This is a genomic window from Afipia sp. DC4300-2b1, from assembly GCF_049895725.1.
In the GTDB taxonomy this organism is placed as follows: domain Bacteria; phylum Pseudomonadota; class Alphaproteobacteria; order Rhizobiales; family Xanthobacteraceae; genus Afipia; species Afipia broomeae.
In genome coordinates this window covers 131961-144446 of the sequence record NZ_JAFCSX010000001.1, presented here as the reverse complement: position 1 = coordinate 144446, position 12486 = coordinate 131961, and the positions used below count along the sequence as shown (strand labels likewise).

Annotated in this window: 11 protein-coding genes; 5 read left to right on the top strand and 6 right to left on the bottom strand. The window is 62.6% G+C overall.

Annotation, left to right across the window (positions count from 1 at the left end; genetic code table 11):
* Nucleotides 1-77: 77 nt before the first annotated feature.
* Entirely contained in the window at nt 78-245 is a 168-nt protein-coding gene (locus ACP7AL_RS00690; RefSeq protein WP_425987832.1) for a hypothetical protein, read from the top strand.
* A 76-nt stretch (nt 246-321) separates the two neighbouring features.
* On the opposite strand, the gene ACP7AL_RS00685 is transcribed toward ACP7AL_RS00690, so the two are convergent.
* The 3 genes from ACP7AL_RS00685 to uvrB all read right to left on the bottom strand — a co-directional run bounded on the left by ACP7AL_RS00685 (nt 322) and on the right by uvrB (nt 4771).
* Nucleotides 322-684, bottom strand: coding sequence for a hypothetical protein (locus tag ACP7AL_RS00685; RefSeq protein ID WP_425987829.1), 363 nt, complete (start codon nt 682-684; stop codon nt 322-324).
* 115 nt (nt 685-799) lie between these two features.
* Nucleotides 800-1780: an LLM class flavin-dependent oxidoreductase gene (locus ACP7AL_RS00680; RefSeq protein ID WP_425987827.1), complete on the bottom strand. Its 981-nt coding sequence runs from the start codon at nt 1778-1780 to the stop codon at nt 800-802.
* A 141-nt stretch (nt 1781-1921) separates the two neighbouring features.
* The gene (gene uvrB / locus ACP7AL_RS00675; RefSeq protein WP_425987825.1) at nt 1922-4771 is read right to left on the bottom strand and encodes an excinuclease ABC subunit UvrB; all 2850 of its coding nucleotides are present in this window, start codon (nt 4769-4771) and stop codon (nt 1922-1924) included.
* A gap of 152 nt (nt 4772-4923) precedes the next feature.
* Here uvrB and ACP7AL_RS00670 point away from each other — a divergent pair, with 152 nt between their 5' ends.
* Nucleotides 4924-6906 (top strand): alkyl/aryl-sulfatase, encoded by a 1983-nt coding sequence (locus ACP7AL_RS00670; RefSeq protein WP_425987823.1) that lies wholly within the window; start codon nt 4924-4926, stop codon nt 6904-6906.
* Nucleotides 6907-7067: 161 nt separating this feature from the next.
* Here the strand turns inward: ACP7AL_RS00670 and ACP7AL_RS00665 are convergent, their stop codons facing one another.
* Nucleotides 7068-7673 carry an SCO family protein gene (locus ACP7AL_RS00665; RefSeq protein ID WP_425987821.1) on the bottom strand — a complete coding sequence of 202 codons (606 nt, stop codon included), beginning with the start codon at nt 7671-7673 and terminating at the stop codon, nt 7068-7070.
* Between the two features lie 32 nt (nt 7674-7705).
* Complete coding sequence (locus ACP7AL_RS00660) at nt 7706-8818, bottom strand: MBL fold metallo-hydrolase (protein WP_425987819.1); 1113 nt, start codon at nt 8816-8818, stop codon at nt 7706-7708.
* A 252-nt stretch (nt 8819-9070) separates the two neighbouring features.
* Here ACP7AL_RS00660 and ACP7AL_RS00655 point away from each other — a divergent pair, with 252 nt between their 5' ends.
* Complete coding sequence (locus tag ACP7AL_RS00655) at nt 9071-9775, top strand: glutathione binding-like protein (RefSeq protein ID WP_425987817.1); 705 nt, start codon at nt 9071-9073, stop codon at nt 9773-9775.
* A 66-nt stretch (nt 9776-9841) separates the two neighbouring features.
* Complete coding sequence (locus ACP7AL_RS00650) at nt 9842-10537, top strand: glutathione S-transferase family protein (protein ID WP_425987815.1); 696 nt, start codon at nt 9842-9844, stop codon at nt 10535-10537.
* 111 nt (nt 10538-10648) lie between these two features.
* On the opposite strand, the gene ACP7AL_RS00645 is transcribed toward ACP7AL_RS00650, so the two are convergent.
* Nucleotides 10649-10873 carry a cysteine-rich CWC family protein gene (locus ACP7AL_RS00645; protein ID WP_425987813.1) on the bottom strand — a complete coding sequence of 75 codons (225 nt, stop codon included), beginning with the start codon at nt 10871-10873 and terminating at the stop codon, nt 10649-10651.
* A gap of 88 nt (nt 10874-10961) precedes the next feature.
* Between ACP7AL_RS00645 and ACP7AL_RS00640 the strand changes: the two genes are divergently transcribed.
* Nucleotides 10962-12485, top strand: a complete 1524-nt coding sequence (locus ACP7AL_RS00640; RefSeq protein WP_425987812.1) for a DUF1800 domain-containing protein — start codon at nt 10962-10964, stop codon at nt 12483-12485.
* The last annotated feature ends 1 nt before the right edge of the window (nt 12486 follow it).

The window sequence follows — 12486 nt, the reverse complement described above, 5'->3', positions numbered from 1 at the left end:
GACAGGATGATGTCCGGTGCTAATATGCTTTAGCTCCCGACGGGACGATGGGACCGCTGTCCTTAACCAGAGACAGCATGATCGCTGCAATCCGTCCTGTCCGGCGCACCGAGTTTTCTCGGAGAGAGCCCGCGATGACGCGGTGCGAACTGAGAATTCAGGCGAAAAACGTGGCGACGAAAAACGTCGGCGGCGGGATTTGTGATGAGTCCCTACGTTTCGCCGGCTTCGGCTATCGCCATTGAGGCATCGCCCGTCGTTGCCGGGCTTAACGCAGCAGTCCATCTTCAAGGACTTGCAGCGGGGCGGCGTAACTTCCATTCAGCTTCGGGAATTCGCCTGCTTTTTCTTCGTGGCTTTCTTCGGCGCCTTTGGCTTGCTGGCCTTTGTCTCCTTCACGGCTTTCTTCGCGGCCTCCCTGGCCGCGTCAATCGCCTGCCGCATCGATCGTGCGTGGCTGTAAGCGGCATTGTCCGCCGACATCTGCAGCCGCTTCACCGTTGAAGTGCCGATCTCCAGCGCATCCTTTGCAAGCTGCCTGTTGAGCTGCTTGCCCTGCGCGTCCTTCGCGTTGGCGGCGAGGGCCGCGTAGCGGTCCCGCTGCTTCTTGACGGCGGCGGTCAGAGTCTTGTGCTGCTGCTTCGCAAGCTGCCGGATGAGCGCATCGAGATCGGCGTCGGCCATTTGGTCAGTCCCCCAGGTCGGAAATCTGACGATGACCTAGCAGGGGGCGAGGGGGGATGGCAAATCTGTCATCACGCAGACGTTGTGCCGTCGCCCCCCGGGGGGATGCGTGATGTTAACGGGCCGCGTCGGCGATCATCTCAAACGACCTCAAGCGTGTTGGATGGTCATAGACATCGGAGACCACGATCAGTTCGTCGGCGCCGGTCTCTTTCACCACCGCATCGATCCCGGCGCGAACCGTCTGCGGCGAGCCGATGATGGAGCGTGCGAGCATGCGCATGGCCTGCGCCTTTTCCGACGGCGTCCAATAGGTCTCGATGTCATCGATGGGCGGCTGGCTGAGGCCGCGCGCGCCGCGGAAAAGATTGGTAAAGGACATCCGCTGCGTTGTTGCGAGCCGCCGCGCTTCGCCGTCGCTTTCGGCTGCGATTACGTTGACGCCGACCATGGCATAGGGCCGGTCCAGCTGCTCCGAAGGCTTGAAGCGGCTGCGATAAATCTCCAGCGCCGGGATCAGTTCGTCGGGTGCGAAATGCGAGGCGAATGCATATGGAAGTCCGAGTTCGGCGGCGAGCATCGCGCCGAAATGGCTTGACCCCAGAATCCACAGCGGCACGTTCGTGCCAGCAGCGGGCACCGCCTGGATGCGCTGGTTCGGACCGGCGGGAGCCAGGAAGGCCTGCACCTCCAGCACGTCCTGAGGAAAATTGTCGGCAGCTTCGGGCGAGCGCCGCAACGCGCGCAGCGTGAGTTGATCGGTCCCCGGCGCGCGGCCGAGCCCAAGATCGATGCGTCCGGGAAACAGCCGCTCCAATGTTCCGAACTGCTCGGCGATCACATAGGGCGCATGGTTCGGCAGCATGATGCCGCCTGCGCCGACGCGGATGGTCTTCGTTCCGGCGGCGATATGCGCCAGCACGATCGAGGTCGCGGCGCTGGCAATCCCAGCCATGTTGTGATGCTCGGCCACCCAGATGCGGCGATAGCCCCAGCCTTCGGCGTGAGAGGCAAGATCGCGGGCGTTGTCGAGCGCGCCGCGTGCGTCGGTTTCTTCCGTGACGCGCACAAGGTCGAGGATGGACAGAGGTGTCATGGGGCTCTCGGGCTGGAAACGGGCCGTCAGGAGGATGCGCGGAGCGGCGTCCAGCGAGACAAGCAGGCGGGATGGTCTGATCCCGCTTTATATGGAGACGGATTCTACAACCGCCATGCCGCCACAGGAGGCGAAGTCCGCCTACCTCTTCTTCCATCCGCCGCGCTTGCCCGGCGCGCCGCCGGTGGAGCGGCCGGAGAACTCGGGCCCGGACTGGCGCGAGTTGGTGGGCTGGAAAATCCTGCTTTCCATTCCCGGACCCATCTCGTCCAGCGTCGGCTTGCGCGCGCGCGATTTCATTTTCGCCGCGGCCTTGTCCAGTTGCGCCGGTAAATTCGCGGCATCGCCGTACTTCTTCTTGCCGGCATAGCTGCCTGCTTTCGCCGCGACGCCGCGCTGCTTGATGGTCGGATCGTCCACCACTGCCAGCTCAGTGGCGCGCAGGCGCTTGACCTCGTCGCGCAGGCGCGCGGCTTCTTCGAAGTTCAGATCGGCAGCGGCTTCGCGCATCCGGGTCTCGAGATCGGCCAGCACCGCCTCGAAGTTATGGCCGATGGCGACCGCGTCGTCGGCCATGCCGCCGTCGCCGATTTCCACCAGCACATGATCGCGCTCATAGACGCTGCCGAGAATATCGCCGATGTCGCGCTTGATGCTTTCCGGCGTGATGCCGTGGGCGGTGTTGTATTCAACCTGCTTCTCGCGGCGGCGATCGGTCTCGGCGATGGCGCGTTCCATCGATCCGGTGATTTGATCCGCATACAGGATGACCTTGCCGTCAACGTTACGCGCGGCGCGGCCGATGGTCTGGATCAGCGAGGTCTCGCTGCGCAGAAAACCTTCCTTGTCGGCGTCGAGAATGGCGACCAGCGCGCATTCCGGAATGTCGAGGCCTTCGCGCAGCAGGTTGATGCCGACCAGCGCGTCGAAGGCACCCAAACGAAGATCGCGGATGATCTCGATGCGCTCGATGGTGTCGATGTCCGAGTGCATGTAGCGCACGCGTATGCCCTGCTCGTGCAGATATTCGGTGAGGTCTTCCGCCATGCGCTTGGTCAGCACGGTGATCAGCGAGCGATAGCCGGCCTGCGCCGTGGCGCGGACCTCGCCGACCAGATCGTCGACCTGCGTGCGGGCGGGGCGGATATTGACCGGCGGGTCAATCAGCCCGGTCGGGCGGATCACCTGCTCGACGAACACGCCGCCGGACTCGTTCAGCTCCCAGGCGCCCGGCGTCGCCGACACCGCGATCGATTGCGGGCGCATCATGTCCCACTCTTCAAAGCGCAGCGGACGGTTGTCCATGCAGGAGGGCAGGCGGAAGCCGTATTCGGCGAGCGTCGCCTTGCGGCGGAAGTCGCCTTTGAACATCGCGCCGATCTGCGGCACGCTGACATGGCTTTCGTCCGCGAACACCAGCGCGTTGTCCGGCACATATTCGAACAGCGTCGGCGGCGGCTCGCCCGGTTTGCGGCCGGTGAGATAGCGGGAATAGTTTTCGATGCCGGCGCAGCTTCCGGTCGCTTCCATCATTTCGAGATCGAAGGTGGTGCGTTGTTCGAGGCGCTGCGCTTCGAGCAGGCGGCCTTGCGCGTTCAACTGGTCGAGCCGCCATTTCAGTTCGCTCTTGATGCCCTTGATGGCCTGGATCAGCGTCGGGCGCGGCGTGACATAGTGCGAGTTGGCATAGATCTTGATGAATTCAAGCTCGTCCTGCTTGTGGCCGGTGAGCGGATCGAACTCCTCGATGCTCTCGATGGTGTCGCCGAACATGTTCACGCGCCACGCCCGGTCTTCATAGTGCGCCGGGAAGATGTCGAGCGTGTCGCCGCGCACGCGGAAGGTGCCGCGGGTGAAATCCGCCGAGGTGCGCTTGTATTGCAGGGCGACGAGGTCGGCGATGAGTTGGCGCTGGTCGATCCGCTCGCCGCGCTTCATCGCGAAGGTCATCGCGGTGTAGGTCTCGACCGAACCGATACCGTAGATGCACGACACCGACGCGACGATGATGACGTCGTCGCGCTCCAGCAGCGCGCGCGTCGCCGAGTGGCGCATCCGGTCGATCTGCTCGTTGATCGATGAATCCTTCTCGATGTAGGTGTCGGTGCGGGGGACGTAGGCTTCGGGCTGATAGTAGTCGTAGTACGAGACGAAATATTCCACCGCATTGTCGGGAAAAAAGCTCTTGAACTCGCCGTAGAGCTGCGCCGCCAGCGTCTTGTTGGGCGCAAGGATGATCGCGGGGCGCTGCGTGGCCTCGATCACCTTCGCCATGGTGTAGGTCTTGCCCGAGCCAGTGACGCCGAGCAGCACCTGCGTGCGGTCGTTGCGCTGGATGCCTTCGACCAGTTCCTTGATCGCGGTCGGCTGGTCGCCCTTCGGCTCATAGGCGGACTTGAGCTCAAAGCGCACGCCGCCTTCGGATTTCTCCGGGCGGGGCGGGCGATGCGGCGTCCAGACCTTCAGTGAGCCGTCATTCTTGCGAAATTCAGGGCGGCCGTCGCGGATCAGGTTTTCCAGCGCGTCGGCGGTCGCCTGCACGCCCAGCGATTCCATCTTGTTGCGTGCCGGACGAAACGAGTCGTCGTCATCGACATCATAGCCGAGCTGCTTCGCCAGTTCAGGATCCAGGGTCGGGATCGGCGCGCTTGTGCCGTAGTTGGCCTGCGGGGCTTCGTCGAACCCGCGGCTCGCACCGGGTGGCTGCGGAGCGGGCTGGAGCGGGGTCGGGCGGGGCTCGCCCTCGACGAAACCCTTCGGCGTCGATTTGCGCGCGCGATGGATCGCGGCCTCGCCGCCGGAGCGCCGGTCCTTTGAATTGTCCGGCGGCGGCTGCAAACCGGTGCCGGAGCCCATGCCTGCATCGCCGCGGTTGATCGCCGGGTTCAAAAGCTCCGCCAGCGCGGGCCCGATCGGCTGCACATCGGGACGATGGGCTTTCGATTTCGGGGTTTTGGGAGGCTTCTTCGCGGAATCGGGGTTCTTCGCCATGAGCGGAATATGGGGCGCGGAGTGCGGAGAGAAAAGGGCATTTTCTTCGCCGCCGTGAACGAAGTTTGCGATGAAATTTACGCGTTTGTCCTGATAGGCTGGAACCAACGCGTGGCGCATGCCGAGGACCACGCGGCAGCCGGGAGTGTTTCATGTCGTCATCGCGCATCGCCAGCCTGCTGGCCGCCGCTTTGTTTACCGCCGCACCGCTTTCCTCCGCATTTGCGCAGTCCAAGGACGCCGAACCCGCGAGCCGCGCGGTGAACGACGCTTTCCTCAGGACGCTGCCGTTCAGCGACCGCGCCGATTTCGAGGATGCCAGGCGCGGCTTCATCGCGACGCTGCCGGACGGGATCATTCCAGGCCCGACTGACAAGCCGGCGTTCAATACAAAGCAGTATGATTTCCTGAAAAACGATCAGGTGCCGGCTACGGTCAATCCGAGCCTGTGGCGGCAGGCGCAGCTCAACGCCATCAACGGCCTCTTCAAGGTGACCGAGCGCGTCTATCAGGTGCGCGGGCTGGACATCGCCAATCTCACCATTATCGAGGGTGAGAGCGGCCTCATCCTGATCGATCCGCTGCTCTCCAACGAGACCGCGAAGGCCGCGCTCGACCTCTATCTGAAGAACCGGCCTGCAAAGCCGGTCGCGGCAGTGGTCTACACCCACAGCCATGCCGATCACTTTGGCGGAGCCAAGGGCGTCATCACCGAGGAGGATGCCAAGACCGGCAGGGTGAAGGTGATCGCGCCGGACGGCTTCATGGAGCATGCCGTGGCAGAGAACGTCATCGCCGGCAATGCGATGTCACGCCGCGCGCAGTATCAGTTCGGCAGCGCGCTGCCGGTCGGCGACCGCGCGCAGATCGACACGGGCCTCGGCAAGGCGCTGGCGCGAGGGTCGATTTCGCTGATCCCGCCGAATGACGTGATCAAGCAGGCGTCGGAGAAGCGCACTGTCGATGGTGTCGAAATCGAATTCCATCTCGTGCCGGGTTCGGAAGCCCCGTCCGAAATGGTCATGTACTTCCCGCAGTTCAAACTTCTGAACATGGCGGAAGACGCCACCCACAATATGCATAATCTCTACACCATCCGCGGCGCGGAGATTCGCGACGGACGGCTGTGGTCGCGCTATATCAACGATGCGCTTGCGCGCTACGGCGACAGGACCGAGATCGTGATCGCGCAGCATCACTGGCCGGTGTGGGGCAACGAGCGCATTGTCGCGTTCCTGAGCAAGCAGCGCGATCTCTACAAGTTCATCCACGACCAGACGGTGCGGCTCCTCAACCATGGCCTGACGTCGACGGAAATCGCCGAGCAGTTGAAGCTGCCGCCATCGCTCGCAAACGACTGGGCCTCGCGCGGCTATTACGGCACACTGAGCCACAACGCCAAGGCGGTCTATCAGTTCTATCTCGGCTGGTATGACGCCAATCCGGCCGATCTCAACCCGCTGCCGCGCACGGAAGAGGCGAAAAAGCAGGTCGAGTATATGGGCGGCGCGGAGGCGACCATCAAACGTGCGCGCGACGATTACAAGGCCGGGCAGTATCGCTGGGTCGCCAGCGTGATGAGCAAGGTGGTCTTTGCCGATCCCGCCAACAAGGACGCGCGCGAGCTTGGCGCCGATGCGCTCGAACAGCTCGGGTATCAGAGCGAGGCCGCGACCTGGCGTAACGCCTACCTGCTGGGCGCGCTGGAATTACGTGGCGGTGTCGGCCCGCAGCCGCCGGCGCTGGTCAATGCAGAACTGCTGAAGGGCATTTCGATCGATCTGGCGTTCGATTTCCTTGGCGTGCGGCTCAACGCAGCAAAGGCCGAAGGCAAGACCATCGTGATCAACTGGACCTTCACAGATCTCAACGAGACCTATGTGATGAATCTGGAGAACTCGGCGCTGACGCATACCGCGGGCAAGCTGTCCGACAAGGCCGACGCCAGCGTGACCCTGACCCGCGCCGCGCTCGACGCCATCACGCTCAAGCAACGGACCTTCCTCGGCAGCGTCTTGACGGGGGATGTGTCGGTCGGCGGCAATCCGCTGAAACTGCGCGAACTGTTCGGGATGCTTGATGAATTCTCCACCGGCTTCGAGATCGTGGAGCCGAGAAAGGTGAGCGTGGAGTAAGATAAATGTCAGCCGTCATTGCGAGGAGCGAAGCGACGAAGCAATCCATTTCCTTTGAATTCAAAGAGTGGATTGCTTCGCTTCGCTCGCAATGACGACCCGGGCTGGCATGGTGAAACGAGCGTGGACAGCAGCGATAAGCCCGGCCACAACGAAATTGTTTACCGCTCCGCGCTACCCCTCACATGCGGCCTGATCATCTCGACCAGGCGCGGCGCATCGGTGCCGGGCGGAAAGAAGCCAAGATACCTGCCGTCGCGGTCGACGAGATAGATGAAGGCGGAGTGGTCCACAGTGTAGTCGCCGGGCTTGTCGCCGGTTTTGACCCGTTTGTAATAGACCCGGTAGGCGTCGGCTGCTGTCGCAATATCGGCGTTGCCGCCGGTCAGGCCGAGCAGCCGCGGATGAAACAGCGGGACGTATTGCGCGAGATGCTCGGCCGTGTCGCGCTCGGGATCGAGCGTGACGAACAGCGGCTGAACGTGCTTCGCATCGTCGCCGAGTTGCTCCATCGCCAGCCCGATTTGCTGAAGATCCGTCGGGCAGATGTCCGGGCAATACGTGAATCCGAAATAGACCAGCATGAACTGGCCGCGGAAATCGGCGTCAGTCCGCGTCTTGCCGGTCTGGTCCTTGAGCGTGAACGCGCCGCCGATCGGTTCACGATTCCACATCACCGCGTCCATCAGTTCGGCGGCGGAGCGCGTGGAGCCTTGGGCCGACGCGGGGGATACAGTCAGGACGCCGAACAGCAGCGCGGCTATCATGGCCGCGCTGCGTGTCAGAGGATGACGAATGCTCACGCGCTGAACGTCAGGCGGCTGCCGGTGGAGACGTTGATGACGCTGCCCGGCATCTGTTCCCGCGCTTCGAGCAGGAAGTTCAACCCGCTGCAATGCATCGGAATCACCACGTCCGGCTGGAGCGCCTTGATCTCGCCGACGATCTGCTTGAGGTAGTCGGCGGGCGCGGGGCCCAGATGGAAACCGCCGACGATGGCGTGAACCTTCTGCACGCCGGAGACTTCCTGTGCCTGCCGCACCGAATTGACAATGCCGACATGGCCGCAGGAACTGATCACCACGAGGCCCTTGCCGCGGATGTTGAAGCAGGTGGCATGTTCATGGACATGTTCGTCCGGCGTGAACTTGCCCTGCAGTTCGGCGGGCGTGTAGTGGCCGTAGTCACAGCCCGCGCTGGCCGGCGTGTAGTCGACAAAGCTGTTCGGAAGAATCTTCTCTACACTGTTGCGCTTGATCTTGCCGGTGGTGAAGGCGTGGCCTTCGATCACGGTCGGCGTCTCGCACAGCACGGTCTGCACCTTCTGGGCGGTGATCTGCTTGCGGTCGAGAATGCCGAACTCGCCATACTGTCCGGTCGATGTGCGGCTGACGCGGTGACAGAAGTTGTCTTCGCCGCCGGCATAAAGCTTCACGTCGGCGGGAAGCACGCTGCGGTACTTGTCGAGAAATCCGATCAGGCCGCCGTAGTGGTCGATATGGCCGTGGCTGACGATCAGTGCGTTGATCTTCGACGGGTCGACATTCAGCAGGCCGATATTGTTGATGATCGCGGGCGATGTGTAGCCGAAATCGAGCAGGATGTTCCGCGCTTCCTGTTCGCGCTGCGATTCAAGGAACAGCGACAGGCCCCATTCGTTATGCAGGACGTTGCGCGCGTCCGCGCTGCGGCCGCCGCCTGGACCCTCGTGCACGACACCGTTCACGGTCGAGCCTTTCAGGAACTGATCGTGCTGCTGGTCGACAAGCACGCGGATCGACAGCTTGTCGATGGTCGGCACCTGGATCGGCGCCGCGCTCGCAACGCCCATGCATGAGAAGCCGCCTGTCGCGGCGAGCCCCATTGCGGTGGAAAGTTTGAGGAAATCACGCCGTGCGAATTCTTTCGTCATTGTCGACCTTTCTTGATCCCGAGTCGGGATTTTCCGGAACTCTATCGTCAGGACGTGAGAGGGACTGTTTCTTGTTTGGAGTGAAGCGATGAAAATCTTTCACGAGCCTCGGCTCCGGGCAATGAAATTTACTTGATATGCGGGGCGCGGCATTGACTTCGCAGGCGCGAAGCGCAAGGTTCATGCAATCGCATTGACTTTGCGTCGCCTGCCTGACGCCCTGCATCCAGAGATAACGACAAGGATAGCAAGATGATCGACCTCTATTATTGGCCGACGCCGAATGGCCACAAGATCACGATGTTTCTCGAAGAGACCGGCCTCGCCTACACAATTCATCCGATCAACATCGGCACCGGCGACCAGTTCAAGCCGGAATTCCTGGCGTTCTCGCCCAACAACCGCATGCCGGCGATGATCGATCAGGCGCCGGCCGATGGTGGCGCGCCGGTGAAGATCTTCGAATCCGGCGCGATTCTGCTCTATCTGGCGGAGAAGACCGGCAAGTTCATGCCCTCCGATCTGCGCAAGCGCTTCGATGTCATTCAGTGGCTGATGTGGCAGATGGGCGGCCTCGGTCCGATGCTCGGCCAGAACCATCATTTCAGCAACTATGCGCCGGAGAAGATTCCTTACGCCATCGACCGCTATGTCAACGAAACCAACCGGCTGTACGGCGTGCTCAACAAGCGGCTGGCGGATCGCGAGTTTGTCGCGGGCGATTATTCGATCGCGGACATGGCGGCGTATCCGTGGATCGTGCCGTATGAGCGGCAGGGCCAGAAGCTCGAGGACTTTCCGCATCTCAAGCGCTGGTTCGAGGCCATCCGCGCCCGGTCTGCGACGGTTCGCGCCTACGCGGTCGGCCCGACGGTGAACCCCAGCCTTGGCAAAACCTTCACCGACGAGCAGAAGAAGGTGCTGTTCGGCCAGACCGCCGCAGTCGTGAAGGCCTGAGTCTTTCTAACCTCTCCCCGCACGCGGGGAGGGGGAGTCAGCAAGCGAAAATCAACAAGGTGAGGGATGACACGAAAACTGTTCGAACTTTGCGGCACGGAAACCGAGCGTGTGTTCAGCCCGTTCTGCTGGCGCACGCGTATGGCGCTGGCGCACAAGGATATCAAGGCTGAAACGATCCCGTGGCGCTTTTCGGAAAAAGACGCCATCGCGCCGCATCAGTCCGACAAGGTGCCGGTGTTGATCGACGGCGAAACGTCCGTCGCGGACTCGTGGGCGATCGCGAACTATCTTGAGGATACTTATGTAGACCGCCCGTCACTGTTCGGCGGCGAAGGCGGCCGCGCCATGGGCCGGATGCTGAACTGGTGGGGCGATACGGTTGTCCTTGGCGGCATCTTTCCGATGATCGCAGCAGATATTCACGGCCTGCTCCGTCCTGCCGACCAGGCTTATTTCCGCAAGACGCGGGAAGCGCGTCTGGGCAAAACGCTAGAAGAAGCCGCGGCCAATCGCGATCAGGCGGTCGAGGGATTTCGCAACGCGCTGAACCCGATGCGCCTGACGCTGAAGACGCAGCCTTATCTCGGCGGCACCTCACCGAATTATGCCGACTACATCGTGTTCGGCCCGTTCCAGTGGGCGCGCGCCACCAGCCCGTTCAAGCTGTTGAAGGAAGACGATCCGGTCTATGCCTGGCGCGAAAAGCTGCTCGATGCCTTCGGCGGCATGGCGCGGAATTCGCCGGGATACGCGGTGTAGTCCAATGTCATTCCGGACGGCTCGCGAAGCGGGCCGATCCGGAATCCGGAAATGAAAAACATGGATTCCGGGTTCGCTCGTTTCACTCGCGCCCCGGAATGACGGATGGGGCTACTGCGGCTCGTTGGCCGCCGCCCGGAGGCAGGCCTGACACAAACAATCCTCACCCTTGGCGGGCATGGGCAGCTTCGCGGTCTCGTCCATGCACCAGCAATGACCGGACAGGTCGCAGGTGAAGGGCGTCCCGCAGCGCGCGCAGCTCAGCGTCCGCTGCGTTGCGGGACTTTCTGACGTTTTTGTCACGATCCCGTTCACGATTTCTGCCGAATCCTTCATGTGACGTTCATGCCGCGGAAGCGCATAATTTACGCGATCGATTCAGAGTTAGCCAACCCGTTGGCGGCTTCAAGCATGAGAATCAGCAATGGCGCGTGACCCGCAAGGTGCTCTTGTCGCACTCAACCGCTTCGGATTCGGCGCGCGCGGCGGTGCGGCCAGCGATTTTTCCAGTGCAGCTTCCGATCCGCGCGGCTTCGTGAAGGCGGAACTGGGACGGCCCAACGCGGCTCTGCTCGATGCGCCCGGTTTGCAGCCGACGCCTGTTCTGGCGCAGGCGGTGTTCGACTATCAGAAAGACGTGAAGCAGCAGCGCGAGAATGCCGCGAGGACTGCGGAAGCGATGGCATCCTCATCTGCCGGAAAGCCTTCCGAGACGAAAGCTGCGGCGGGCGGCGAGATACAGGGCGAGTCAAGGACGGACATGATGTCCAACGGCGCAGTGCCGGATGCGATGTCGCCAAAAGCAGCACCGCCCAAGGAACCGCCGAAGCCGCTCAACGTCATCCAGAAAACATTCCGCGCCGAGGCGCTGGCCCGGCTGCAGCGCGCCACCATGGCGGAGAGCGGATTCGTCGAACGGCTGGTGACATTCTGGTCCAATCATTTCTGTATCTCCGCGAACAAGGGTGAACTGGCGCGGATGTGGTCCGGCGCGTTCGAGCGCGAAGCGATCCGCCCGCATGTGCTGGGAAATTTCGGCGAGATGCTGCGCGCGGTGGAGCAGCATCCGGCGATGATCTTCTTTCTCGACAACCAGCAGTCGATCGGGCCGGACTCGCGCGCCGGGCAAAATCGCAAGAAGGGCCTGAACGAAAATCTCGCCCGCGAGATCATGGAATTGCACACGCTCGGCGTGAACGGCGGCTATACCCAGGCGGACGTGACGTCGCTGGCGCGCATCATCACCGGCTGGACCTTCGCCGGGCGGCAGGCAAAGCTGGGCCCGCCCGGCACTTTCATCTTCAACGCCAATGCCCATGAGCCCGGACCGCAGAAGCTGCTCGGCAAGGTTTATGAGGACACTGGTCTGGCGCAGGGCGAGGCGGCGCTTGCCGACATCGCGCGGCATCCGGCGACGGCAAAATTCATCGCGACGAAATTCGTGCGTCATTTCATAGCCGACGATCCGCCGGCCGCGCTGGTGGGGAAGCTCGAAGCCACCTTCAGGAAGACCGGCGGCGACCTGCGCGCCATGACGCTGGCGCTGGTGGATGCGGATGAGGCATGGCGCGCGCCGATGACCAAGATCCGCATGCCGTATGAATATCTGGTGGCGAGCGGTCGGATGATGGGACGCATCCCCGAAGACCCGCAGCGTTATCTCGGCGGCCTCAATGTGCTCGGTCAGCCGCTGTGGACGCCTGCCGGGCCGAATGGCTTCGCCGACACCAATGCGGCCTGGGCCGCACCTGAAAACATCAAGCTGCGGCTCGACATCGCCTCGCAGATTTCGTCGCGCATCGCCGACAGTATCGATCCGCGCGCGCTGCTCGATGTGGTGGCGGGCGAGGCCGCGTCGACCGAGACGCGGCAGACCATCGAGCGCGCGGAATCAAAACAGCAGGCGTTCGCGCTTTTGCTGATGTCGCCCGAATTCCAGAGGAGATGAG